The sequence below is a fragment of the Streptomyces sp. NPDC029138 genome, from assembly GCF_055564375.1.
In genome coordinates this window covers 53,239-78,351 of record NZ_JBVHWM010000010.1, presented here as the reverse complement: position 1 = coordinate 78,351, position 25,113 = coordinate 53,239, and the positions used below count along the sequence as shown (strand labels likewise).

14 protein-coding genes and 1 pseudogene are annotated in these 25,113 nt (G+C 74.0%); 7 read left to right on the top strand and 8 right to left on the bottom strand.

The window, feature by feature from the left end; genetic code table 11:
- Positions 1-2: 2 nt before the first annotated feature.
- From ACZ4WH_RS12170 to ACZ4WH_RS12150, 5 genes are all read right to left on the bottom strand, one after another.
- Positions 3-323: an acyl carrier protein gene (locus ACZ4WH_RS12170; protein ID WP_468179339.1), complete on the bottom strand. Its 321-nt coding sequence runs from the start codon at positions 321-323 to the stop codon at positions 3-5.
- A complete protein-coding gene (locus ACZ4WH_RS12165) occupies positions 320-5,500 on the bottom strand; it encodes a type I polyketide synthase (protein ID WP_468179337.1) in 5,181 nt (1,726 codons plus the stop codon). The genes ACZ4WH_RS12170 and ACZ4WH_RS12165 overlap by 4 nt, the downstream gene beginning before the upstream one ends.
- A gap of 1 nt (position 5,501) precedes the next feature.
- Positions 5,502-12,698 carry an SDR family NAD(P)-dependent oxidoreductase gene (locus ACZ4WH_RS12160; protein WP_468179335.1) on the bottom strand — a complete coding sequence of 2,399 codons (7,197 nt, stop codon included), beginning with the start codon at positions 12,696-12,698 and terminating at the stop codon, positions 5,502-5,504.
- A gap of 406 nt (positions 12,699-13,104) precedes the next feature.
- Complete coding sequence (locus ACZ4WH_RS12155) at positions 13,105-15,057, bottom strand: RICIN domain-containing protein (RefSeq protein WP_468179333.1); 1,953 nt, start codon at positions 15,055-15,057, stop codon at positions 13,105-13,107.
- Between the two features lie 761 nt (positions 15,058-15,818).
- The gene (locus ACZ4WH_RS12150; RefSeq protein WP_468179331.1) at positions 15,819-16,280 is read right to left on the bottom strand and encodes a DUF4442 domain-containing protein; all 462 of its coding nucleotides are present in this window, start codon (positions 16,278-16,280) and stop codon (positions 15,819-15,821) included.
- A 62-nt stretch (positions 16,281-16,342) separates the two neighbouring features.
- Between ACZ4WH_RS12150 and ACZ4WH_RS12145 the strand changes: the two genes are divergently transcribed.
- Positions 16,343-17,407 (top strand): DUF8017 domain-containing protein, encoded by a 1,065-nt coding sequence (locus ACZ4WH_RS12145; RefSeq protein WP_468179329.1) that lies wholly within the window; start codon positions 16,343-16,345, stop codon positions 17,405-17,407.
- A gap of 55 nt (positions 17,408-17,462) precedes the next feature.
- A pseudogene (locus ACZ4WH_RS12140) lies at positions 17,463-17,597 on the top strand (MFS transporter); the annotation flags it as partial.
- 89 nt (positions 17,598-17,686) lie between these two features.
- Here the strand turns inward: ACZ4WH_RS12140 and ACZ4WH_RS12135 are convergent.
- Positions 17,687-18,532, bottom strand: a complete 846-nt coding sequence (locus ACZ4WH_RS12135; RefSeq protein ID WP_468179328.1) for a spermidine synthase — start codon at positions 18,530-18,532, stop codon at positions 17,687-17,689.
- Between the two features lie 85 nt (positions 18,533-18,617).
- Positions 18,618-19,787, bottom strand: coding sequence for an elongation factor Tu (tuf, locus tag ACZ4WH_RS12130; protein WP_468179326.1), 1,170 nt, complete (start codon positions 19,785-19,787; stop codon positions 18,618-18,620).
- Positions 19,788-20,156: 369 nt separating this feature from the next.
- Here tuf and ACZ4WH_RS12125 point away from each other — a divergent pair, with 369 nt between their 5' ends.
- The 4 genes from ACZ4WH_RS12125 (at position 20,157) to ACZ4WH_RS12110 (ending at position 22,873) form a co-directional block, all read left to right on the top strand.
- Positions 20,157-21,308 (top strand): glutathione-independent formaldehyde dehydrogenase, encoded by a 1,152-nt coding sequence (locus ACZ4WH_RS12125; protein WP_468179324.1) that lies wholly within the window; start codon positions 20,157-20,159, stop codon positions 21,306-21,308.
- A 186-nt stretch (positions 21,309-21,494) separates the two neighbouring features.
- Positions 21,495-22,262, top strand: a complete 768-nt coding sequence (locus ACZ4WH_RS12120) for a TVP38/TMEM64 family protein (RefSeq protein ID WP_468179322.1) — start codon at positions 21,495-21,497, stop codon at positions 22,260-22,262.
- A gap of 33 nt (positions 22,263-22,295) precedes the next feature.
- On the top strand, positions 22,296-22,487 hold the full coding sequence (locus ACZ4WH_RS12115) for a hypothetical protein (RefSeq protein ID WP_468179320.1): 192 nt from the start codon (positions 22,296-22,298) through the stop codon (positions 22,485-22,487).
- Positions 22,463-22,873 (top strand): hypothetical protein, encoded by a 411-nt coding sequence (locus tag ACZ4WH_RS12110; protein WP_468179318.1) that lies wholly within the window; start codon positions 22,463-22,465, stop codon positions 22,871-22,873. Before ACZ4WH_RS12115 ends, ACZ4WH_RS12110 begins: the two co-directional genes overlap by 25 nt.
- Positions 22,874-23,307: 434 nt before the next feature.
- Here ACZ4WH_RS12110 and ACZ4WH_RS12105 read toward each other — a convergent pair whose 3' ends face one another.
- A complete protein-coding gene (locus tag ACZ4WH_RS12105) occupies positions 23,308-24,477 on the bottom strand; it encodes a thiolase family protein (protein WP_468179317.1) in 1,170 nt (389 codons plus the stop codon).
- Positions 24,478-24,583: 106 nt separating this feature from the next.
- On the opposite strand from ACZ4WH_RS12105, the gene ACZ4WH_RS12100 reads away from it, so the two are divergent.
- The gene (locus ACZ4WH_RS12100) at positions 24,584-25,054 is read left to right on the top strand and encodes a winged helix-turn-helix transcriptional regulator (RefSeq protein ID WP_468179315.1); all 471 of its coding nucleotides are present in this window, start codon (positions 24,584-24,586) and stop codon (positions 25,052-25,054) included.
- The last annotated feature ends 59 nt before the right edge of the window (positions 25,055-25,113 follow it).

The window sequence follows — 25,113 nt, the reverse complement described above, 5'->3', positions numbered from 1 at the left end:
GGTCAGCCCGCCTGGGTGGTCTTCAGGCTCCACACCACGTACTCCACGAGCCGGCCGACGGTCAGGTCGATGATCTCCTCGAACTCCATGCCGGCCAGGAACTCGGCGAGGTTGACCCGCTGTCCGTACCGCTCCTCCAGCAGGCCCGCCAGGGTGACGAGGTCGATGCTCTCCAGTTCCAGATCGTGGTTGAAGGTGGTGGACATGCCGATGGCCATGTCGTCGTCGCCGTACTCCGCGAGGACCGTGCGGAGCATGCCGGTGACGTCGGCCAGCACGGTGTCGGCGGTGGGCCGCGCCGGGGCCGGCGGGGTCGGGTTCATCGGGGCTGCTCCTCTGCTGCGGGGTCGTGGGGTGCGGCGTCGGCTGCTGGGTCGGGGGGTGCGGCGTCCGTTCCGGGCCCGGTCGTCCAGGCCACCACGTAGGCGCGCTCGGGCAGGCCGGGCGGGTTGGCCACCGGCGCGCAGTGCACGGTGTAGGCGCGTTCCAGGCGGCCCGTGACGACGAGCCGGCAGCCGTCCGGGGCGGCCTCCAGAACGGCGAAGTCCCGTGGCCGGCCCCCGAATCCGACACCCTCGGCCTTGGCGACCGCCTCCTTGGCGGCCCAGAACCGCGTGAACCACACGGACTGCGGATCGCCGCCGTCCGCGCACCGCGCCCGCAGGAGCCGCAGTTCGGCCGGGCCGAGCGCGGTGATGAGGGTCGCCGCGTCCCGGTCGGTGACCTCTTCGATGTCGATGCCGGGACCGGGCCGCGGGCGGTGCGGCCGTACGAGCGCCACGCCCGCCTCGGCGCGGTGCGCGAGCGAGACGTCCAGTGGGGGCAGGTCGCGGCCGTGCACTCCGGTGACGTACGGGCGGCCGAGTGCGTCGTTGCCGACCCGGATCTCCGCCGGGAAGACCGGTCCTTCACCCTGCTGCCAGAGCCAGTGCCGTACGGCGTCCTTGACCGCGATCCTGCCGAGCAGCCACGGCCGGCGTCCGCGCGGTGGGCGCTCCGCGTAGGCGGCGCGCTCCGCGCCGCCCAGTGAGTTGCGCATGATCAGTTCACGGGAGGCGAGGTCCGGCCACCGCTCGTGCACCAGCGCCCAGCCGCCGGGCAGGACCGTGGAGAGGGTGTGGCGCTCGGGGAAGCGTTCGACGGGCCTGGTCGTGGGGTCGTTGTCGAAGCGGCGGTCCTGCCAGCCGGTCAGCCGTGCCCACACCCGGCCGCCGACGGTCAGCTCCGCGTCCGCCTCCAGCACGGTGTCCGTGAGAGAGGTGATCCGCAGCAGGCAGTGGACCTCTGTGCCCGGCTCCGGGTGCGGTCCGTGGAACCGGGCCTCCCCCAACTGCACCGGGAAGACGACGGTCCGCTCGGTGCGGGTCGCCATGATCCAGTAGCCGAGCAACTGGCCGACGTTGTCGAGCAGGGCACCGGGGGCCGCCGGGGTGGTGATCACTCCGCGGACGTGCCGCTCCCCGATCGCCGTCAGCTCGGTCAGGCCCTGGAACCCCGGGCCGTGGAACATCCAGCGGTCGCGGTAGAGCTGCGCGGCGGTGTGCGCGGGGCGGCGTTCGGGGGCGTCCGGGCGGGGGCCGGGCGGGGGCGGTGCGGGGTGGTGCGGCGCGAGTTCGACGACGGCGCGGGCGGTGGGGCCGAAGGTGACGGTGACGTGGGTGGGGTGGTCGGGGGTGGGGGTGACGGGGAGACGGTCCGGGCGATCGGGGGGCGGGGGGACGGGGACGCGGTGCGGGCGATCGGGGGGCGGGGGGACGGGGACGCGGTGCGGGCGATCGGGGGTCGGGGTGACGGTGACCTGGACGTCGACCGGGGGTACGGCGGTGAGCCAGCGGTCGAAGCGGGCGCCGTGCACGGCGACGGCGCGCAGGCCGGGCGCCGCCGCCTCCGCCGCGTCCATCATGTGCCGGACGATCGTGGTGGCCGGGACGACCGGCCAGCGGTCCTCCAGGTCGGGCCAGCCGGGACGCTGGGGGAAGAAGCAGTGGTCGAGGAGGTGGGGCATGGTGTGCGGGGAGACGTGCAGGGTCGTGGTGGTGGGGGCGCGGGGGACGGTCGTGGTGGGGGTGCTGGGGACGGTGGCAACAGCGGCGGTGGGGGTGCTGCCGGAGTCGGGCGCACCTGTCGCCGGCGTGGGAGGCGTTCGGTCGTTGGGTCGGTGGCCCGCCGCGATCAGCTCCGCCGCCGTGATCGCCGTGTCCCGCAGAAGGGCGGTCAGTTCGGCGGCGGCCGGGTGGTGCACGGCGAGGTCGTCCAGCGCCGGGGTGCCGGAGTGGGGCCGTACGCCCGGCTCCGTCGGTCGCAGGTGCGCGCGCAGCGCCTCGCGGGTCGCGACGTCCAGGGACACCAGGGCGCTGCCGAGGTCGAGGCGGACGGGCGGGCGTACGGCGGCCGGCCCCGCCCCGGCACTCGGGGGTGCCGCCGGTGCCACGGTTGCCCCGGCCGTCCACAACGCCGTTGCGGCACGGCGGAGTTGGGCCAGACCGCTGTGGTGAGGTGAGTTGGCGGCTACGGCCAGGTGATCGCGGTCGCCGAGAGTGTCGCCGATCAGGGAGGGCAGCCGGCCGGGGCCGGTCTGGACGAAGACGCGGTGACCGGCGGTGTACAGGGCCTCGGTCAGCTCGCGGAAGCGGACGGGTTCCAGGAGGTGCCGGACGAACAGGTCGCGGACCGCCGGTTCGTCCGGTGGGAAGGGAGCGGCTGTCGTGCCCGACCACACCGGCACGGTCGGCGGGTGGAGCCGGAAGCGGTCGGCGGCCTCCTTGATGGGGGCGAGGAACGGTTCGAGCATCGGCGTGTGGAAGCCGGACCGGAACGGCAGCACCTGGCAGAGCACGCCCTCGGCGCGGAGCGACCGGACGAACGCCTCCACCGCCGGGCCGGGGCCGCAGACCATGGACTGGCGGGGCGCGTTGTCGTGGGAGAGCACGATCCCGGCGTCCGCCCAGGCGCCGGCGAGGATGGCGTGGACATGGGCGGCGGAGGTGCCGACGGCGGCGAAGACGAGGCCGGGGACGGTGACCGAGTCCGGGTCGAACTCGGCCATGAAAACGTCCACTTGGTCCGCCGAGTACAGCCCGGCCGCGACCATGGCCGTCCACTCGCCGACGCTGTGCCCGGCGACCGCGTCCGGTACGACGCCCATGCGGCGCAGGGCCTGGTCCAGCAGGCGGCCGACGCCGACGACGCCGAAGCCGTGCCGGCCGATGTCGCCGACCTGAACGTCCGGGCCGGTGCCGGAGGCCGGGGGGAGGCCGAAGTGGGCGGCGATGTCGTCGGTGCGGGGTGTGAAGTCGGCCTCCAGGCCCGGGAAGACGAACGCCAGTCTGCCGCCGGACCGGCCGAGCAGGGGCGCCGGCCGGAACCACACGTCACCACGGCCGTGCCAGGCGCGGCCCCTGGCGACCGCGCGCCGGGCGAGGGCGAGCCGCTTGGCGGTCGGCTCCACGACACCGAGCCGGACCGGACCTGCGTCGCTGTGCGGCCGGGCGGGGTCGAGCCCGGCGGCGAGGACGGCGGAGTCGCCGGCATCGAGGAGCGCGGCGAGGCTGTCCACGTCATCGGCCGACAGCAGGAGGACACGCTCGGGTTCGGTGACGCGCGGGGGGCTGCCACTGAGAGCGGGGCGAGTGGACGCAGTCCGCCCGTCCGTGGCCGCCTGTTTCCCGCTCTGTGCGAGCGCGGACAGGGAACGCCCATCCGTGTCCGCCCGCGCCCGGCCCCCTTCAGCCCCGGCGAGCGCGGACACGGAACACCCGCCCATGACCGCCTGCGCACCACTCCCGTTGTCCCCGGCACGAACAGGCACGGAACACCCGTCCGCGTCCGCCCGCGCACCACTGCCGCCGCCCCCTGCAACAGGCACGGAACGCCCATCCGTGTCCGCCTCCGCGCCACTCCCGCCGCCCCCGGCACGAACAGGCACGGAACACCCGTCCGCGTCCGCCCGCGCACCACTCCCGCCGCCCCCGGCAACAGGCACGGAACGCCCATCCGTGTCGCTCTCCGCGAGCGTGGGCGCGGACCACCTGCCCGCCCCCACCTGCGCGCTCGCCCCGCCGGCCCCGGCGAAAGCCGCTGCCTCCTCCAGCACCACATGGGCGTTGATTCCGCCGAAGCCGAACGCGTTCACCGCTGCTCTTCTCCGCGTGCGCCCCGGGGCGGTCTCCCAGGGTTGGGCGCGCTGGAGGGTGTGGAAGCGGGTGGTGGCGAGGCCGGGGTGGGGCTCGTCGCAGTGGAGGGTGGGCAGGAGGGTGCGGTGGTGGAGGGCGAGCGCGGCCTTGACCAGGCCCGCCACTCCCGCCGCCGGCATGGTGTGACCGATCATCGACTTCACCGAGCCGAGCACGGGACGGTCGGCGTCCCGGCCGTGACCCGTTCCCGGCCCGAACACCTCGGCCAGCGTGGTGAGTTCGGCCGTGTCACCGGCGGGTGTGGCCGTGCCGTGCGCCTCCAGCAGGCCGATGGAGTCCGGCGCGGCGGGGTCGAGTCCGGCGGCCCGCCAGGCCTGGCGCACGGCGCGGGTCTGCCCGCCGGGGTCGGGGCTGACGAGTCCCGCCGTACGGCCGTCGCCGGCCACGCCCGTGCCCCGGATCACTGCGTACACGCGGTCGCCGTCGCGTTCGGCGTCCGCGAGCCGTTTCAGTACGACGACCCCGGTGCCCTCGCCGATGAGGGTGCCGTCGGCGTCGCGGTGGAAGGGGCGGATGCGCTCGGTCGGGGAGAGGGCGCGGAGCTGGGAGAAGACGCTCCACAGGGTGATGTCGTGGCAGTGGTGCACTCCCCCGGCCAGCATCAGGTCGCAGCGGCCGGTGGTGAGCGCGGTGACCGCCTGGTCGACGGCGACCAGGGAGGAGGCGCAGGCCGCGTCCACGGTGTAGGCCGGCCCGCGCAGATCGAGGCGGTTGGCGATGCGGGAGGCGGCGAGGTTGGGTACCAGGCCGATCGCGGCGTCGGGGCTGTCGGGCCCGAGCCGTTCGGTGAACGCGGCCCGGATGCGGTCCAGTTGGCCGGCTCCCAGGCCGGGCAGCAACTCGCCGAGCGTGCGGACGAGTTGGTGGGCCGTACGCACCCGTTGGTCCAGCCGGGCCAGGCCCGGGGTGAGATAACCGCCCCGGCCCAGCACGACCCCGGTCCGGTGCCGTTCGGGCAGTCGTTCCGGGCCGCCCGCGTCGGCGAGCGCGGCGGCGGCCACATCGAGGGCGATCAACTGGTCGGGCTCGGTGCCGGGCACCGAGGCGGGCATGATGCCGTAGCGGGTGACCTCCACCTCGGCCAGGCCGTCCACGAATCCGCCGCGCCGGCAGTACACCTGGTCGGCGACGGCGGGTCCGGCGGCCGAGCCGGGGGCGTAGTAGTCGGCGTCCCAGCGGCCGGCGGGGACCTCGGTGATCGCGTCGGTGCCGTCGCGCAGGTTGCGCCAGTAGGCGTCGAGGTCGCGGGCGCCTGGCAGCAGCACCGCCATCCCGACGATGGCGACGGGTGGCTGACTGTCTGTCATGTCACCAGCCCGAGGCGGTGTAGACGACGGCGCGGGCCGCCGGGTCGCCCCAGGCGAGTTCGCGGAGCAGGGCCGCGGTGCCCTCCTCCGGGTCGATCAGCGCGACCCCGCGCCGGGCGTACTCGCGGCCGAGTTCCGCGCCGACCATGCCGGTGTGGCTGCCGGCCGGCGCCCAGGGACCCCAGTGAACGGTGAGCGCGCGGTGGCCGGTACGGGCCGCCCAGTCGGCGCCGAGCGCTTCCAGGGCGTCGTTCGCGGCGGCGTAGTCGGCCTGGCCCCGGTTGCCGAGGACGGCGGCGATGCTGCCGAACAGCACGGTGAACGCCGGTGCGGCGGGCAGGTCGTCCAGGGCGGCGAACAGCGAGGCGGCCCCGGCCGTCTTGGTGCCGTAGACCCGTCGGAAGGAATCGGGGGTCTTCTCGGCGATCAGCCGGTCCTCGATCACGCCGGCGGCGAAGACGACACCGTCGAGCCGGCCGTGTTCGGCGTGGATCTCCTTGACGGCCTGGAGGACCGTGTCGCGTTCCCGGAAGTCCACCGCGCGGTAGCGGGCCGGGCTGCCGAGAGCGGTGAGTTCGGCGAGCGTGGTGGTGATCTCCCGCTGGGCGAGGATCAGTTCGGCGGAACGGTTGATGTCGGCGGGCTTCGGGGCGCCGGGGCCCGCCGCGAGCGCGGCCCGCAGCTCGACGGGGGTGCGGGCGGCGGCGGTGTGCGGGGCCTCGGGTGCGGTGGGAGCGGGCGTACGGCCGAGCACCTCGATCCGGCACCGGCAGGAGGCCGCGAGCGTGACCGCGAACCTCGCCGTGATGCCCCGGGCGCCGCCGACCAGCAGGACCACGGAGTCCCGGTCGAGCCCGAGCGCGGCGGCCTCGGCGGCGCCGTCCCCGGCGGGTCCGGCCCCGGTGGTGCCGAGCGGGCCGAGGGGCGCGGGCACCAACGCCAGGGCGTGGCGGAGTCCGGCGGCCGTGCGCAGGACGACGGGGGCCGGTGCCGGAGTGGGTTCCGAAGGTGCCGGAGCGTTTTCCAAAGGTGCCGGAGCGGGTTCCAAGAGTGCCTGAGCGGGTTCCCGAGGTGCCCGAGCGGGTTCACGAGGTACCCGACCCGGTTCCGGAGCTGGTTCCGGAGCGCGCAGCTCTGCGAGGACCGCGTCGGCGACGGCCGCCGGGCCGGTGTCGGCGACCGCCAGCACCCGCGCCAGGAGGTCCGGGTACTCGCGGCCGACGCTGCGGATCAGACCGTCCAGCCCCGCCGCCCGCAGCGCCCCGGCGCCCTCGGCGGCGCGCACGGCCAGCAGCACGTGGGGGCCGCGCTCCAGCGCCGCCCGGAACACCGGGAAGGCGTCCGGCAGCACCGGGAGGTCGGGGCCTGTCAGCGCGCCCAGGTAGAGGACGCCGTCGACCGGGCCGTCGGCGGCGCCGAGGAGGTGGCCTCGGTCGCGGAGCACGGCGTCGGCGCCGTACCGGGTGAGCCGCGCGGCGACCTGGGCCGCCGTGTCGTCGGCGGCACCGCCGAGCAGGACGAACCGCCGGCCGGACAGGTCAGTGGCCGGTGCCGGGTCGGGAAGCGGGACGGGCCGCAGTTCGCAGCGCTGGGGAGCGACACCGGCAGGGGTGTCGCTGGGCGTCCCCATCCCCAAGCGCCCGTCCTCGGATGGCACTTGACCGTCATGGGTTGCCGCACCGATCCGTGCCGACAGCCACGCCGTGACCGCTGCCGCGGTGCGGGCCTTGGCCAACTCCTCCAGTTCCGTGTCGTCGAGCAGTTCCGGGCCGCCCGCGATCCCCAGGCGCTGCGCGAGTTCGCCCGCGATCTCGGCCCGCTTGATGGAGTCGATGCTCAGATCTGCTTCGAGGTCCAGGCCGGGCTCGATCATGTCGACGGGGTAGCCGGTGCGCTCACTGATGATCTCCCGTACGACCCGCTCCACGTCCTCCGGCGGACCCGGCTCGACGGGGCCGCTCGGCTCCGGTCGCGCGGGCGGTTGCCGTACGGTCTCGACAGGCTCCAGGGCCCGCGCGGACGTCAGGGGGGCCACGGGTGCGACGGGGACGGCGGGCGCCGGTGGCGTGGCGCCGAAGTAGGTGAGCAGCACGTCCCGTTGGGCCGCGATCATCTCCCGGCTGGTGCGCAGGAATTCGGAGATCAGCGCGTCCCGGTCGGCCGGGGCGCCGTTCGGCTGGTCGGTCGTCACAGTCGTCTCCAGGACGCGTCGGGCCGGCGCGAGGGCACCGGGCAGGAGTGCTCCGTCGGCCGTACGGACGAGGTGTCCGTCGACCGTCCAGCCGGGCCGTTTCGGTGCCGGGGTGCGCAGCGCGTCGACGGCGTCGCGGCCCCGGAAGAGCCACGCGGTGCGCACCGGCTGCCCGGCGACGGCGAGGCGGGCGAGTGCGTCGAGCCAGCCGGCCAGGCCGCTGTCGGCCCGTGGCTCGCAGGCGACCGTGCGGTGCGGGCGGCCGCCGAGGATCTGGCCGACGAGCCGGGTGAGGATCGTCCCCGGGCCCGCCTCCACGAAGATCCGCGCGCCCGCCTCGTACATCGCCTCGATCTGCGCGGCGAAGGCCACCGGGGCGCCGATCTGGGCGGCCAGTTCGGCGCGTACGCCGTCGGGGTCCTGCGGGTAGGGGGCGGCGGTGCGGTTGGCCCAGACGGGGAACTCGGGCGCCCGGACCGGCTTGTCCGCGAGCACCTTGGCGAAGCGCTCCCCCGCGGGGGCCACGAGCGGGCTGTGGAAGGCGCAGGCCACCGGGATGCGGCGGGCGCCGAGCCCGGCCGCGCGCAGGGCCCGTACGGCGGTGTCGACATCCGCGCTCGGTCCCGAAATCACCGTCTGCTCGGGCGAGTTGAGGTTGGCGACGACGACGGACCCCGGTGCCCCGGCCGCGCGCAGGGTGCGTACGACGGTTTCGGCGGGGGCACCCACGGCGGCCATGGTGCCGGGCTCGTCGCCGGCCGCCGCCAGGATCGCGCCGGCCCGCTCGGCGCTCAGCTCCAGCAGGGTCTCCGGCTCGAGGGCGCCGGCCGCTGCGAGGGCGACCAGTTCGCCGTAGCTGTGCCCGGCGGCCAGGTCCGGGTGGACACCGGCCGACGTGAGGAAGGCGTGCGCGGCGAGACCGGTGACACCGAGGGCGGGCTGCGCCGTCCGGGTGTCGGTGAGAGCGGCCCGCTGCCGCTCACGCGCGGCGTCGTCGAAGGCGGCCGGCGGAAAGAGCCGGTCGGCGTGGGTGCGACCGAGGTGCAGGTAGTCCCTCAGCTCGGGCAACACGACGAAAAGCTCGCCGAGCATACCGGTGCGCTGACTGCCCTGCCCGGGGAAGAGAAAGGCGACTTGGCCACTGCCGACTGCTGCTGTGCCGGTGGGGGCGGAGTGCGGGGCGGTTCGGTGGAACGGGGAGTCGGGACCCGGGGGGTGGGCGCCGGCGCCCCCGTCCGCGCGAGCGCCCCCTCCGCCCGTCTCCGCGAAATACGCCCCCGCGCCCGGGTCCTGCTCACCCGCCGCGATCCGTCGCAGTTGTCCGATCAGTTCTCCGGTGTCGTGGGAGACGACTGCCGCCTGTGCCGGTTCGTGGGACGTGTCGGCGCGGTGGGCCGCTGCGAGGGCGAGGTCGCGCAGACGCCACGGACTGTCGGCGGACTCGGCGGCGCGCAGGATCTCCTCGGCGGTCCGGCGGGCCGCCGCCATGTCGCGGCCCCGGAAGAGGAACAGCTCGGCGGGCCAGGCGTCCAGGGCCTGCCGGGGCGGTGGCGCGTCACCGTACGCCGCCAGTACCGCGTGGAAGTTGGTCCCGCCGAAGCCGAACGCGCTGATCCCGGCGAGGCGTTCGGCGGCCGGTGCCGCCCAGGGCTGGGCGCGGGTGTGGAAGACGAACGGGCTGTCGGCCTCGTCCCAGGCCGGGTTGGGTCGCTCCAGGTGCAGGGTGGGCGGCTTGACGCCGGTGTACAGCGCCAGCGTGGTCTTGATCAGGCCGGCGAGTCCGGCAGTGCACTTGGTGTGCCCGATCTGCGACTTGACCGACCCGAGGGCACAACCGCCCGTCGCGGCGCCCGCCTCGGCGAACACCTGACCGAGCACGGTGAGTTCGGTGCGGTCGCCGACGACGGTCCCGGTGCCGTGCGCCTCCAGCAGACCGACCGCGGCCGGCGGGACACCGGCATTGCGGTACGCCCGCTCCAGCGCGGTCCGCTGGCCCTCGGGACGGGGCGCGGTCAGGCCGAGGGAGCGGCCGTCGCTGGCGGAGCCGAGGCCCTTGACCACGCCGTAGATCCGGTCGCCGTCGCGTTCGGCGTCCGCGAGCCGTTTGAGGACCACGCAGGCCACGCCCTCGCCGAGGGCGATGCCGTCGGCGGAGGCGTCGAAGGCGCGGGACCGGCCGGTCGGGGAGAGCGCGTGGACGGAGGAGAACAGGACGTAGTCGTTGATGCCGTTGTGCAGGTCGGCGCCGCCGCACAGCACGAGGTCGCTGGTGCCGCAGACGAGTTCCTTGCAGGCCACGTCCAGCGCGGCGAGGGAGGAGGCGCAGGCGGCGTCGACGGTGTAGTTGGCGCCGCCGAGGTCCAGGCGGTTGGCGATGCGGCCGGAGATGACGTTGGCCAGCATGCCGGGGAAGGAGTCCTCGGTGAGCCGGGGCAGTTGGTCGTCCAGTCCCTCGGGGACCTTGCCGTAGTACGACGGGAGCACGGCCCGCAGGGTGACCGCGTTGGACAGGTCGCTGCCGGCCTCGGCGCCGAAGACGACCGAGGTGCGGGAGCGGTCGAACTGCCGTCCCTGCTCGCCGTATCCGGCGTCCTCCAGTGCTCCGCGGGCCGCTTCCAGGGACAGCAGCTGGACGGGTTCGATGCTGCCGAGGGAGGTGGGCGGGATGCCGTAGCGCAGCGGGTCGAAGGGGACGGGCGGCAGGAAGCCGCCCCATTTCGACGCGGTGCTGCCGGCGGTGTGGTGCACGGCGGGGTCCCATCGGCCGGGCGGGACCTCGGTGACGGCGTCGCGTCCGGTGACGATGTTCGCCCAGAAGGTGGCGAGGTCGGGGGCCTGCGGGAACATGCAGGCCATGCCGACGATCGCGATGTCGAGCGGCGGGGGCGGCGGCGGTTCGGGGGTGGCGCGGGGACTGGGCCGTACGGCCCGGTCGGCTCGTCCGGTCGGCGTGTCGGGGCCGAGCCGCGCGACCCGCCGGGTGAGGAAGTCGGCCGCGCCGTCGGTCACCGCGTGGTGCAGGGCCGCCAGGGTCGTGCGCGCCGAGCGCAGCACGGCGATCTGCCCCGCCATGAACAGACCCTCGGTGAGCTGCCGTTCCTCCGCCACGGCCCGCACCTCACCGTCGTCGGCGCGGGTCAGGCCCTTGCCGGCGATGCGCAGCCGGCCGACGTTGAGCCGTTCCAGCCGCTCCCAGACCTCCCGGTCGGCCAAGCCCTGTGCGCGTAACGCGGCTTCGTGCTCGCGGTAGGTCCGGGTGAAGGGGCTGGGCACACAGCGGGTGGCATGGCCCGGTGCCGTCTCCAGCAGCGCGGTCTCGGTGGCGGCCAGGACCTGCCGCTGGAACAGCGGCTGGACGGCGCCTCGGGCGACGGCCTCCTCGGTGAACAGGTAGGCGGTGCCCATGAGGACGCCGACGGCGGCGCCCCGGGCGGTGAGCGGCGCGGCCAGCGCGGCGACCATCGCCGCCGACCGCTCGTCGTGGACGCCGCCCGCGAAGAACACCTCGAGCGCATGCGCCGTCTCGTCGTCGGCGTCCGCCAGGAAGCCTTCCAGTTCGGCCAGTTGGGCCTCCCAGAGCGGGAAGGAGGCCCGGGGCCCGACATGCCCGCCGCACTCGGCCCCCTCGAACACGAACCTGCGCACGCCCGCGTCCAGGAACTGCCGCAGCAGCCCCGGCGAGGGCACGTGCAGGAAGGTGCGGATGCCGGCCCGCTCCAGCGCCTCCGCCTGGGCGGGCCGGCCGCCCGCGACGATCGCGTGCGTGGGCCGCAGCTCCCGTACGGCGTCCAGCTGGGCGTTCCGGATGTCCTCCGGCGCGAAGCCGAGCACGCCCACGCCCCAGGGGCGGCCGTCCAGCACGGCCCGCGCCTCGGTGAGCATCGCCCGGGTCCGCTCACCGTCGGCCAGGGCCAGCGCGAGGAAGGGCAACGCGCCGTCCTCGGCCACGGCGGCGGCGAATCCGGCCTGGTCACTGACCCGCGTCATGGGCCCCTGCGCGACCGGTAACCGAGTGCCCAGCGCCCGGCTCATCGCCGACCCGGGCCGCAGGGCCGTACCCGCCGGTGGCGTCGGCGCCGCCGCCCCGCCCAGGTCAGGCATCGCGGCGGACTCGACCACCTCACCGACCACCGCCGACCCGACCGCCGCCGACCCGACCACCTCCTCCACCGCCGCCGACACCCCGCGTACGACCCCCCGCACGTCCCCCCAACGCTCGGCGAACCGGGCCGCGAGGAAGCCGTCCTGGCCCACGGGCAGCAGTCGGCCGCGCAACTCGCGGGCGCTCAGCAGGGACGCGACCGTTTCGGGGTCGTCGGCGGGCGGCTGTGGCGCGTCGGGGCCGCGTCGCCGCAGTACCCGGTGCCCGCCCAGCACCACGGTCTCGGAACCGTCCAGGGACCGCAGCACCGCCCGCACCGCCTCGGGCAGCGCCGACTCGGCCAGCAGGGCCAGTTGGCTGTCGAGGACGACACCGGCCGCGCCGCCCGCCACGGCAGCCGCCGCCGTACGCGGGCCGACGCCCCCGCACGCCCATACGGGCAGGCCCCTCAACTCCTCGTCCGCCAGCATCTGTTGCAGCAGGACGAAGGTGCTCAGCTCGCCGACCCTGCCACCGCTCTCGCCGCCCCGGGCGATCAGTCCGCGCGCACCCGCACGGGCCGCCGCACGGGCCTGACCGAGGTCGCGCACTTCCGCCAGCACACGGCAGCCGGCCGCGAGTCGGCCCGCCGCCCAGGTCGCGTCCGGGGTGAGCACCACGGTGTCCACGGCGCCGCCGAGGTCCGCGGGGGTGAGGGCACAGCGACCGGTCACCCGTACGCCGAAGGGGCCCGGTGCCGTACGCCTCAGCCGGGACAGCTGCTCGCGGCATCTTCGGTCGCCGGTGCCCAGGTCCAGGACGCCGAGCGCACCGGCGGCACAGGCGGCAGCGGCCAGGCCGGCGTCGGGTTCTCCGAACGGGGTGAGGCACAGGATCAGGTCATGGGCACGCACAGGGGAGGTCATGATGCTCCGGCACGATCGAGGAGACAGCTCGGTGGGGGGATGCGCGGGGAGACACTCTGGTGCGAGGGCCTCGGAAACTAGCGAGGTCGTTACTCGCGGGTCAATAACGGCGCAGCCTTTCCCTGTGCGGTGGCGCCGATTCGGCCAGCCTGCCGAATTCCGCGCAACAGGCGGTAAATCCAGCATTTCCCCGCACCGGCGACGACGGAGGCCTCACCGACCGCGTACGCCACACCGGCACAAGCCCGTCAAAACCGTCCGCCCGCTTCACCGGGCATGCGCCCCCGCGCCACGCGCCGGGACGTCCGGCCGCCTTCTGTGAATTCCGCATCACGCCGGCCCGGTGGCTCGAACCGGGCCGACGGGATACGGACAGGGCGGCGTTGGCGTACTCGCCGACCGTGTGTCAGCCGAGCACCGTCCGTACGGCCGCCGACGCGGCCCCGCCGATACCGGTACCGGCACCCCCGACCGGCGAGGTCAGCGCGTCGGCGACCGGACCGAGAAGGTCGCCCGCCTGCGCCACGCCCCCCGCTCCCCCGGCCGCACCGGCACCCCCTGCCCCGGTCGGCCGCTCCGGCTCCGCCTCCCCCGCACGGACCTGCGCGATGCGCGGCTCGCCCTGCTCACCGCCGCCCTGACCGGCACGCCCCGGCTTCCCCCGGGAGGTGCCGCCGTCCCCCTCGTGCCCGGGAGCCTGCCCGGCACCATCCCTGGACGCCCCCGGCCGCCCGGCACCGGACTCGCCGCGCCCACCGGGCCCCTCCGGCCCAGTTCCAGAACCCTCCGAACCCTCCGAACCCTCCGGCCGGTCACCGGAACGCGCCGCCCCAGCCCCGAACACCCACCTCTGCTCCGCCGACCCGTCCCGTTCCGCCACCGTGACCCCCGCACCGGGACGGCCGGAACCCGGTGTGAGGGCCAGCCCGTGGTGTCGGCGCAGCAGGATCTCGCCGCGCACGGTGACGTCGTACGACACCTCCCCGGCGGGCATGGCGCAGTCGGCCAGCGTCGCGGTTTTCGTCCCGGGGGCGGCGGCGAGGCACAGGGAGGGGTCGGCGGCGCTGCGCAACAGGCCGTCGTCCCGGTACGACCACTGCTGCGAGGCCGCCGCCGAGCACGGTGCGAGCCGCACGCCCGCGCCCGCCGCGATCCGGGCGCCGCGCACGTCCAGGCAGAGCCCGGAGGCCGGCCCGCGCAGGGCGCCGTGGGCGACCTCGACGGGTGCGCCGACGGAGGCGGCGGAGGGTGAGGCGGCGGAGCGGGCGCCGGTGCCGCTGGGCCGTGTGGTCTCGCCGGCAGGGGCGCCCCAGGTGGCGCCGGGGTCGGGGACACCGTTGTCGTGGGACCGACTGCGGACCCCGAGGACGGTGGCGAGCAGGGCGAGCGAGGTGAGTCCGACGCCGATGACGACGGCCTTGCGGTGGCGGTGGCCGGGTCCGGTGCGGTGCCGGCCGCCGGTGGCGGGGGGTGCGGTCGGCGGGGGCGGCCATTCCTCGGGGGCCGGGGGCGGCCACTCCTCACGGGTGCCGCGGCCGGGCCATGAGCCGAGGTAGCGGCGGGCCCCCCAGCCGAGCACGGTCTCGGCGAGCAGCAGGGGCAGGCCGCCGTCGAAGAGACCGAGTTGTTCGGCGGCGTGCCGGCAGTGGGCACAGACCGTCAGGTGCCGGCGCACGTCCGGCAGCAGGGTGCCGCCGCGCCGGATGGGGACGTCGAGGAGCCGGTTGTGGAAGCGGCATTCCTTGGTGGGCGCGAGTTCGCGGTGGGCGCGTACGCAACCGGCGCGGAATTGCTCGCGCGCCTGCTCCAGGGCGGTTGTCGCGGTGGCCGCGTCGACGCCCAACAGACCGGCCGGTATGTTTATGGGTTCGGCTTCGACCTCGGTGTGCCAGAGAAGGCATTGCGAGGCGCCGGGAAGGGCCTGGAATGCCTGGGCGGCGAGCTGCCTGCTTTCCGGTGGCCCGGGCTTTGTGGCGCGCAGACCGCGCCCGCCGGTGGTTTTGCGCAATTCCGGCAGGGCGATGCGGGCAGCCTCGTCGGCGGCCCAGGCGCGGACGGTGTCGCGGACGGCGACCAGCAACTGCGGGCGCAGAGCGCCGCCGATCGCGCCGCCCGCCATGCGGCCGAGCACCTGTTGGAAGGCGGCGGTGGCCACCAGCTGGGCGCTGGACCCGGCGGCGGCCAGACAGACCACGGCATAGTCGCGGGTGGCCCGCCAGTGCCGGGCGAGCAGCAGCGCGACGGCGTGGTGGCGGCCGTCGTCCGGGCCGCTCAGCCGGGCGACGAGCGCGCGGTCGGACTCCCCGGTCGGGCCGGGCAGGGGCGGATAGGGCGGGCGTGGGGGGTGAGAGGACTGCACGGAACCATTTCCTTTCCAGCCGCGGGACCGCATGTGGGGGGCGGTTCCCGCGGGAAAGCAGTGCCTGATTGGTGCATACCTAAAGGGCCGGCGTCGACGTCGATGTCGTCTGCCTTTGCCCTCCCGTGGGGAGGCTCACCTTGGCACACGCGACTCACAGGAAACAAGAAGTGAGAATGCCTCCGGCGGCGAAGTCGGTTTGTTCTCCGAGGGTTACCGCCGGTATCCGCGAACCGCGTCCCGATCAGCCGTCAAGTTCGGCACCGGAAAAGCCGGATGGCACACGAAATCTCCGGCTTCCCGGCCTGGGCGAGCCGGCGATCCACACCGTGTCGTAGGTGCCGAAGACGTCTCGCGCGATGGCGGTGGGCGGAGTTGGCCCAGCCGAAGACGATGGGGCCGTCGTCCCCGTACGTCCGCCGGCTGAGGGCGATGACCGGGGGCACGGTCGTCACGCCGACGAGACGTAGCCGACGGCGAAGGCGATCACGGACGGCTGGGCCGAGGCGGTGAAGACCAGGGACAACATGGGTCAGGCGACGGTCGCGTGCATGCCGTGGTGGTGGGCGGCGGGCACCCGGTTGCTCCACATGATGCCGTTGCTGGAGGCGCCGCAGATGATGAACATGCCGGCCGGCAGAAGAAGGTGCCGGTGCCGGAGGTCTGGATACAGGCCGTCAGTTCCCGTGCTCCTTGCCGGGTTCGAGGAGACCGAGGAACGCGGCGCCCCGCTCCGGCGCGTCGGGAGCGGGGCGTGGTGCTCACTTCTGCTGGTCGTTCAGCCGGAGGGTCCACACGACGGTCATCTCGCCGGTCACGGCGCCGTCCGCGCGCCGGATCTCGATCGACACCGGGAACTCGGGGCGCTGTCCGGCGTCCAGTTCGGCGACGACCTCGGCGGCCGGGCGGCCCAGCTTCGCCGTCGCGGTGACGGCGCCCATGGCCAGCTTCTTGTAGGCGATGTCGGCCCGCACGGCGAGCGGCACGGCACGCGAGAGCTGGTCCCCGAAGGCGGCCAGCACGATGGCGCCGCTGGCCGACTCGCCCAGGGTGAACATCGCACCGGCGTGCGGGCCGCCCACGTGGTTGTGGTACGCGCTCTGGTCCGGCAGGGACACCACGGCCTGGTCGGGGGTGGTCTCCAGGAACTCCAGGTTCAGGGTCCGGGCCATGGGTACGGTGGCGGCGAGCATGTCGTCGATCGACATCTGGTCTGCGCTCATGGCCAGGCATGTTACTCACGAGTAGCAGAGCCTGACCAGTGAAGCCACTAGGGTTACTGGCCATGTGGCCAGATCAGCAGCCGCCAGGGGGCGCGCCGAACCCGCAGCAGAACCAGCAGCAGAACCCTTATCAGCAGCCTGGTTACCAGCAGCCGAACCCGTACCAGCAGCCCGGATACCAGCAGTACCCGCAGGCCGCCCCGTACGGACAGCAGGCACACGGACAGCAGGCACAGGCCGGCCCGTACGGACAGCAGCCGCAGTGGGGGCAGCCTCCCGGCGCGCCCGTGCCCCAGCCGCCGCAGGGCAATGGCGGCCGTACCAAGCTCGTCGCGATCGTCGCGGCCACGGCCGTCGTGGTCACCGCGGCCGTGACGGGCTATCTGGTGCTGGGCGGCTCGAAGGACGACGAGGCGGACAACGGCAAGGGCGGACAGCACACGAGCCCGTCGCCGACGGCCACCGAGCCCGCCTCGCCCACGTCCTCCGCGACCGGCAACCCGCGCGGCAACGAGACCGAGAAGCCGACCGTGGCGGGCTGGAAGGTCGTGGTCAATCCCAAGTACGGCACGGCGTTCGACGTACCCGCCGACTGGGAGGTGCAGCGGCCCGGCGTCTTCTCCTTCTTCGAGGACGAGGCGAAGGGCGACGGCTCGGCGTACATCGGCTTCTCCGGCACCACGTTCCTGAAGCCGGACTACTGCACCTCCGAGGACAGCGGCACCAAGGAGTCGCACGCGCTCGCGGGCAGCGGCACCAAGGGCGAGAACGGCGCCAAGGACACCGCGAGCATCGCCCGCGGCGACTCGGCCACCTTCGCGTTCGGCGGCTACACCGACCAGTCGGAGGCCGCGAAGAAGTATCTGCGGATCGGCAAGGCGAAGCCCTTCACGACGGCGTCGGGCGTGAAGGGCAGCGTCGCGACGTCGTACGTCGTCGGCGTGCCGAAGAAGAACAAGTGCGACACCGACGGCAAGGCCACCACGTTCGCCTTCAAGAACTCCACGGGCAGCTTCGTCTCGTGGACGTTCTACGGCGCCAAGGGCGTCAAGGACGAGGTGCCCGACGCGACCATGAACAAGATCCTCAGCACGGTACGGCTCCACGGCGACCCGATCGCGGACTGACCGTCGTCCGCCAACTCACTTGGCAGAGCGGGAGCCGGGCGGGGACAGTCGTCCGGTGACGCAGACCGCCGGCTCCCCCGCCCGCCCTCGCGGACCCGCCTGGGCGGGACGCAACTACTCCCTGCTGACCGCGGCCGCCGTCGTGACCGGTCTCGGTGCGAACGGCTCGCTGATCGCCGCCGCGTTCGCGTGGTCGTGGTCACGGCCCTCGTGCTGCTGGTCCCGGACGTCCGCAATCTGACCCGCCGTACCCGCCCGGTCGCCGGCTCGCCGCCGGCGTCAGCCGATACCGAACGCCCCGTCGGGGGGCTCGGGTGACGGTACGGCGTCGGCGTCCTCGACCGGCCGGGCCGCACGGATGAACTCCCTGACGGCTGCCCCGTGTTCGACCCGCGCCGGAAAGGCGTCCGCTGCGGTGCGCCGGGCCAGCGCGGCGGTGTCCAGCGGCCGGTGCGAGGCCACGGCCACCGCGTTCCCGAACCGCCGCCCGCGTAGCACGGCCGGCTCGGCGATCAGCGCCAGCTCCTCGAACACCGCGGCCAGAGTCGCCAGTTGGGAGCGGAGGAACCCGAACGGCGCCGCGTCCGCGAGGTTGGCCAGGTACACCCCGTCGGCCCGCAGCACCCGCTCGGCCGCACGGACGTAGGCGAGCGTGGTCAGGTGCGCCGGCACCCGGGACCCGCCGAACACGTCGGCGATCAGCACATCGGCGTGGTCGTCGGGCGCCTCCTCCAGCCAGGCCCGGGCGTCGGCCGCGTGCAGCGCGATGCCCGAGCCCTCCGGCAGCGGCAACCACTCGGTGACCAGCTCCAGCAGTCCCCGGTCCGCCTCGACGACGTCCTGCCGGGAGCCGGGGCGGGCGGCGGCGAGGTACCGGGGAAGCGTGAGCGCTCCTCCGCCCAGGTGCACCGCGTCCACCGCCCGCCCGGTCTCGGCCACGGTGTCCAGGACGTACCCCAGCCGCCGCGCGTACTCGAACTCCAGATACTCCGGATCATCGAGGTCGACGTACGACTGCGGCGCCCCGTCGACCGTGAGCAGCCAGGCCCGCTCACGGTCGACATCGGGCATCAGCTTGGCGGTGCCGTGGTCGGTGGTGCGGGTGACGGGTATCGATGCGTTCACTTCTCCATTGTCGGCGCCCGCACCTCCCGCAACCGTTCACCCCCGCACCTCCCGCGCCCGCCCACCCCGCACGTCCCGCGACCCTTCACCCCACGGCGACGACGGTCCCCGCTCCCACGGTCCGCCCGCCCTCACGGACGGCGAAACCGAGCCCCGGCTCCAGCGGCACCTCCCGTCCCAGCTCGACGCTCATCTCCACCGTGTCTCCGGGCCGGGCGACAGCCACCTCGCCGAGGTCCACGGAACCGACGACGTCCGCCGTCCGGATGTAGAACTGCGGCCGGTAACCGCTGACGACGGGCGTCGTACGACCCCCCTCGCGCCCGGAGAGCACATACACCCGCGCCGTGAACCGACGGCTCGGCACCACGCTGCCCGGCGCCGCGACCACGTGCCCGCGCCGGACGGCGTCCCGGGGCACCCCCCGCAGCAGCAGCGCCACGTTGTCCCCGGCCTGCGCCTCCTCCATCGGCTTGCCGAAGGTCTCGATCCCGGTGACCACGGTCTCGGCGTCCGCGCCCAGCACCGTCACCCGGTCGCCCAGCCGGAGCGTCCCCCGCTCCACGGCCCCGGTCACGACCGTGCCCCGCCCGGTGATGGTCAGCACGTTCTCGACCGGGAGCAGGAACGGCGCGTCCAGATACCGCTCCGGCATCGGCACGTACGTGTCCACCGCGTCGAGCAGCGCCTCGACGGACGCCGTCCAGCGCGGGTCGCCCTCCAGGGCCCTCAGCCCGGAGACGCGGACGACGGGTACGGCGTCGCCCGGATACCCCTGGGCGGTGAGCAGGTCGCGGACCTCCAGCTCGACCAGGTCGGTCAGCTCCTCGTCCCCCGCGTCGGCCTTGTTCAGCGCGACCACGATGTGGTCGACCCCGACCTGCCGGGCGAGCAGCACGTGTTCGGCGGTCTGCGGCATGATCCCGTCGAGCGCGGAGACGACGAGGATGGCCCCGTCGAGCTGCGCGGCACCGGTGACCATGTTCTTGACGTAGTCGGCGTGGCCGGGCATGTCGACGTGGGCGTAGTGCCGGGTGTCGGTCTCGTACTCGACGTGGGCGATGTTGATGGTGATGCCGCGGGCGGCCTCCTCCGGGGCGCGGTCGATGCGGTCGAACGGGACGAAGGTGCCGGTGCCGCGTTCGGCGAGGACCTTGGTGATGGCGGCGGTCAGGGTGGTCTTGCCGTGGTCGACGTGACCCATGGTGCCGATGTTCAGGTGCGGCTTGGTGCGCACGTAGGCCGTTTTGGACATGGCTGTACCTCGTAGCCTCTCAGCCGTGACAGACGATGCGGGACCCCGGGGACTCGCCGACCCTCCCCCTGCGGGGTCCGCCGGACGATCCGGAGAGGGTCAGCTTCGGGCGCCGTCGACGGCGGCCACGAGGTGCGGGACGGCAGCCTTCGCAGCATCCGCGACGGCGGATGCTGCGACGAGGAAGGCGTACCGGAACATGCCGTCGATCATCGCCGAGGGGTGCGTCCGGCGTCGAATGGTTTTCCCGCGCATTCGCATCTGCAATCTTATTGCGCAGTGCATTGATCCGTCCCGACGCGGCTTGCAACCCCCTCCGTACAGGCGTTCCCTGGAAGGGGGGTGACGCTCGACGCGGAGGTGACAGACGTGAAAGCCGTCGTCTACGAAGAGCCTTTCAGCGTGGTGGTGAAGGAGGTCCAGGACCCCCAGATCCAGCACCCCAACGATGTCCTCGTACGGGTCACGTCGACCGCGATCTGCGGCTCGGACCTGCACATGTACGAGGGCCGCACGGCGGCCGAGGCGGGCATCGTCTTCGGACACGAGAACCTGGGCATCATCGAGGAGGTCGGCAGCGGGGTGACCTCCCTGTCCGAGGGTGACCGCGTCGTGATGCCGTTCAACGTCGCCTGTGGATTCTGCAAGAACTGTCTCGTCGGAAGGACCGGCTTCTGCCTGACGGTCAACCCCGGATTCGCCGGCGGGGCCTACGGCTATGTGGCGATGGGGCCGTTCATCGGCGGCCAGGCCGAGCGGCTGCGGGTGCCGTACGCCGACTTCAACTGCCTGAAGCTGCCTCCGGGCGAGGAGTTCGAGACCGACTTCGTGCTGCTCGCCGACATCTTCCCGACGGGCTACCACGGGTGCGAACTCGCCCAGGTGTCCCCCGGTGAGTCCGTGGCCGTCTACGGCGCCGGACCGGTGGGCCTGATGGCCGCCTACTCCGCACTGCTGCGCGGTGCGGCGAAGGTCTTCTCCGTCGACCGGGTGCCCGAGCGGCTGGCCAAGGCGGAGGAGATGGGAGCCATCCCCATCGACTTCACCAAGGGCGACCCAGCGGAGCAGATCAAGGAACAGACCGGAGGTGAGGGCACCGACAAGGGCGTCGACGCCGTCGGCTACCAGGCCCAGAGCCACGACGCCAGCCACGAGGAACCCGCCATCGTCCTCAACGAGTTGGTCGAGACGGTACGGCCGACGGGCATGCTCGGCGTACCGGGTCTGTACGTGCCCTCGGACCCCGGCGGCCCGGACGAGCACGCCAAGCACGGCCAGCTGCTGGTCTCCATCGGCAGGATGTTCGAGAAGGGCCAGCAGATGGGTACCGGTCAGTGCAACGTCAAGCGGTACAACCGCCAGTTGCGCGACATGATCATCGCCGGGCGGGCCAAGCCCAGCTTCGTGGTCTCCCACGAGCTGCCGCTGGACCAGGCGCCGCAGGCGTACGAGAAGTTCGACAAGCGGATCGAGGGCTACACCAAGGTGGTTCTGCACCCCGGTCACGCTCTCGCCGCATGAGGCACGCGGTCCTGCTCGCCGCATGAGGCACGCGGGCCGTCTCGCCGCATGAGGCACGGGTCCGGGCGTCGCCGGCGCCTGGGCCCGTCCTCGTTCACCGGCGTCCGAGGGCGCCGGTGCCGTGCGGTGACGGTCATGGGACACAGTTGACGGCGATCACACACGTTCGTCGGTTAATGTCATCGGATGCTCGATGCCAACCGCTCTGGCACCGCCACGGCCTCCCCTCGGGCCGCCGCCCAGGAGTTCGTCGTCCCCGTTCTCCCCGTGCGCCCCGCGGGGTTGGCCGCCCGCTGCACGCGCGTGCTGCTGTCCCCGTACGCCCGGCTGTCGCTGCTGGTCGCCCTGCTCGTGGGTGCCGCCGCGTGCGTGCTGCTCTTCGAGCCGCAGCAACTGCTGACGCACGGCTGGCCGCCGCAGCTCGGCGGGGCCGCGGCGGCCGTCGTGTTCGCCGCGGCGTACGGGCTGTGCACCGTCGCGTTCGTGCCGCGCCCCTTGCTGAACCTGGCCGCGGGCGCGCTGTTCGGCTCGCAGGTGGGGCTGGCGACGGCGCTGGCGGGCACGGTGCTCGGTGCCGGGGTGGCCTTCGGACTGGGCCGGCTGCTCGGTCAGGACGCGCTGCGCCCGCTGCTGCGGGGCCGCTGGCTGCGAGCGGCCGACGGGCAGCTCAGCCGGCACGGATTCCGGTCCATGCTGGCCCTGCGGCTCTTCCCGGGGGTGCCGTTCTGGGCGGCGAACTACTGCGCGGCCGTCTCCCGCATGGGCTGGCTGCCCTTCCTGCTGGCCACCGCTCTCGGCTCGGTCCCGAACACGGCCGCCTACGCCGTCGCCGGCGCCCGCGCCTCGGCGCCGACCTCCCCCGCCTTCCTGATCGCGATGGCCTGCATCGCCGTACCGGCGCTTGCGGGCACGGTGGTGGCCTGGCGCAAGCGCCACCAGCTGCGCGGCCGGTGAGCGCCGGCGCCCGTCCGCCGAGGGGAGCCTTCGATGTGGTCCAGCGTCATCGCCGTGGCCGGCACGCTGCCCGGCGGCGCGTTCACCGCGCTGCTCCAGTCCCGCCGTGAGCGGGCCGCCCACGCCGAGCGGAGGGCGGAGGCGCTGCGCGTGGCGCTGGGCGAACTGGTGGCGGCCCTGGGTGACCATCGGCGGGCCCTGTGGCGCGCGAGGACCTTCGCCTGAACGGCGCGGGCCAGGGCGCCGCCGAGGCGGCGCGGGCGGCGTCCCACGCGACCCGCTCCGCCGTGACCGCCCCCTTGGTCGCGGTCTCCGTCCTCGAACCGTCCCTGACCGGCCCGGCCCGCCAGGCGGCCCTCGCCGCGTTCGACCTGCGCGACGCCGCCGACCACACCGTGCTGGCCGCGCACCGGGAGGCTGCCATCGCCGCGACCGACGAGCTAGTGACCGGCGCCGGGCGGACCATGGCCTGGTCACGCCGCCGGGCCGGTCATAGCCGGGGCCGCCGCCGGGCGGATCGTGGCCTGGTGACCGCCGCCAGGCGCGTCTTGCTGACCACCACCGGGGGCGTCATGGCCGGGACCGCCGCCGGGCGGATCGTGGCCTGGTGACCACCACCAGGCCCGTCCTGGCCTGGGTGGCCGCCGCCAGACGCGTCATGGCCTGCTGACCACCACCGAGCGCGTCATGGCCGGGACCGCCGCCGGGCGGACCATGGCCTGGTCACCGCCGCCAGGCGCGTCTTGCTGACCACCACCGGGGGCGTCATGGCCGGGACCGCCGCCGGGCGGATCGTGGCCTGGTGACCACCACCAGGCCCGTCCTGGCCTGGGTGGCCGCCGCCAGACGAGTCATGGCCTGCTGACCACCACCGAGCGCGTCATGGCCGGGACCGCCGCCGGGCGGACCATGGCCTGGTGACCGCCGCCGGCCGGGTCGTGGCCTGGTGACCGGCGGCCCCGGCGATGACCGGCGGTCCCGGCGGTGGCCGGTCCGCTGCTCGGCGCTGTCCTGCCCCGCCCCGTCCCGTCGCCGGAGCCCGGGCTCAGACTCCTTCCAGGATCATCGCGTTGGCGAGTCCGCCCGCCTCGCACATGGTCTGGAGCGCGTAGCGGGCGCCGCGTTCGCGCATCGCGTGGACCAGGGTCGTGGTCAGCCGGGTGCCGCTGGCGCCGAGGGGGTGGCCGAGGGCGATGGCGCCGCCGTGCACGTTGACCTTGGCGAGGTCGGCGCCGGTCTCCTGCTGCCAGGCGAGCACCACGCTGGAGAAGGCCTCGTTGACCTCGAACAGGTCGATGTCGTCCAGCGTCAGTCCGGCCCGGCGCAGCACCTTCTCGGTGGCCGGGATGACCCCGGTGAGCATCAGCAGCGGGTCGGAGCCGGTCACGGCGAAGCTGTGCAGACGGGCCAGTGGGCGCAGGCCGAGCCGGGCCGCGGTGTCGCTGGAGGTGATCAGGACGGCGGAGGCGCCATCGTTGACGGGGCTCGCGTTGCCCGCGGTGACGTTCCACTCGATCTGCGGGAAGCGCTCGGCGAAGCCGGGGTCGTAGTAGGCGGGCTTGAGGCCCGCGAGGATCTCGGGAGTGCTGTCCGGGCGGACGCACTCGTCGCGTGCGACGCCGTCCAGCGGCGCGACCTCGGCGTCGAAGAGCCCGGTCCGCCACGCGGCGGCGGCCTTGTGGTGCGAGGAGACGGCGAACTCGTCCATCCGCGCGCGCGTGAGGGACCATTTGGCGGCGATGAGTTCGGCGCTGATCCCCTGCGGAACCAGCCCGTCCGGATAGCGCTCGGCGACGCCGGGCCCGAACGGGTCCTTGCCCGCGGGCACGTTGGACCACATCGGCACCCGGCTCATCGACTCCACGCCGCAGGCGACGACGAGGTCGTACGCGCCCGAGATCACGCCCTGCGCGGCGAAGTGGACGGCCTGCTGGGAGGAGCCGCACTGGCGGTCCACGGTGGTCGCCGGGACGGACTCGGGGAGGCCGGCGGCGAGGACGGCGTACCGGGTGGTGTTCATGGCCTGCTCGCCGACCTGGTCGACGGTGCCGCCGATCACGTCGTCGATCAGCGCCGGGTCGACGCCGGAGCGCTCGACCAGGGTGCTGAGGGTGTGGGCGAGGAGTTGCACGGGGTGGACGTGGGCGAGGGAGCCGTTCGGCTTGCCCTTTCCGACAGGGGTGCGTACGGCTTCGACGATGACCGCGTCTCGCATGGCGCCGGCCTCCAGCTTCATCGGACGAGCTACCGGTGAGTAGGAAATCTGGATCCACCATAGCCCTTAGGGTTGGGAAATCAAACCCTCCTTTAGACTGGGCCCCATGGCCGCCACCAAGGATTCGCGCCCCTGCTCCATCGCCGACGCCCTCGCGGTCGTCGGGGAGAAGTACTCCCTGCTCGTCCTGCGGGAGGTGTGCCTGGGCAACGGCCGCTTCGACCAGCTCGTACGCAACATCGGCGCCCCGCGCGACATCCTGTCCGCCCGGCTGCGCAGCCTGGTGGAGGCCGGCATCCTCACCAAGCGCCTCTACAGCGAGCGCCCCCAGCGCTTCGAGTACCGGCCCACGCAGGCCGGGCTGGAGCTGGAGCCGGTCCTGATGACCCTCAAGGAGTGGGGCGACCGGCATCTGCGCAAGGGCGTCGACCTGCCCATGGCCGTCGAGCACAGCTGCGGCAACGAACTGGTGCCGGTGGTCACCTGCCAGGCCTGCGGCGACCCCGTGCGCCACGAGGACCTGACCGCCCATCCGCAGACCCCGGGCTGGACGGTCGCCGGGCCCTCGGCCGCCTAGACGGGACCTCGTCGCCGCGCTGTCGGCGGGGCCCGCTACGCTTCCTCCGTCATATGATC

What these genes read in the sequence shown, in the direction of transcription:
- ACZ4WH_RS12115 (WP_468179320.1), top strand. Translation starts at nt 22,296, where the DNA reads ATGTGGTCCAGCGTCATCGCCGTGGCCGGCACGCTGCCCGGCGGCGCG.
- ACZ4WH_RS12150 (WP_468179331.1), bottom strand. Translation starts at nt 16,280, where the DNA reads ATGAGCGCAGACCAGATGTCGATCGACGACATGCTCGCCGCCACCGTA.
- ACZ4WH_RS12170 (WP_468179339.1), bottom strand. Translation starts at nt 323, where the DNA reads ATGAACCCGACCCCGCCGGCCCCGGCGCGGCCCACCGCCGACACCGTG.
- ACZ4WH_RS12160 (WP_468179335.1), bottom strand. Translation starts at nt 12,698, where the DNA reads ATGACCTCCCCTGTGCGTGCCCATGACCTGATCCTGTGCCTCACCCCG.
- ACZ4WH_RS12105 (WP_468179317.1), bottom strand. Translation starts at nt 24,477, where the DNA reads ATGCGAGACGCGGTCATCGTCGAAGCCGTACGCACCCCTGTCGGAAAG.
- ACZ4WH_RS12100 (WP_468179315.1), top strand. Translation starts at nt 24,584, where the DNA reads ATGGCCGCCACCAAGGATTCGCGCCCCTGCTCCATCGCCGACGCCCTC.
- tuf (WP_468179326.1), bottom strand. Translation starts at nt 19,787, where the DNA reads ATGTCCAAAACGGCCTACGTGCGCACCAAGCCGCACCTGAACATCGGC.
- ACZ4WH_RS12145 (WP_468179329.1), top strand. Translation starts at nt 16,343, where the DNA reads ATGTGGCCAGATCAGCAGCCGCCAGGGGGCGCGCCGAACCCGCAGCAG.
- ACZ4WH_RS12120 (WP_468179322.1), top strand. Translation starts at nt 21,495, where the DNA reads ATGCTCGATGCCAACCGCTCTGGCACCGCCACGGCCTCCCCTCGGGCC.
- ACZ4WH_RS12165 (WP_468179337.1), bottom strand. Translation starts at nt 5,500, where the DNA reads ATGACAGACAGTCAGCCACCCGTCGCCATCGTCGGGATGGCGGTGCTG.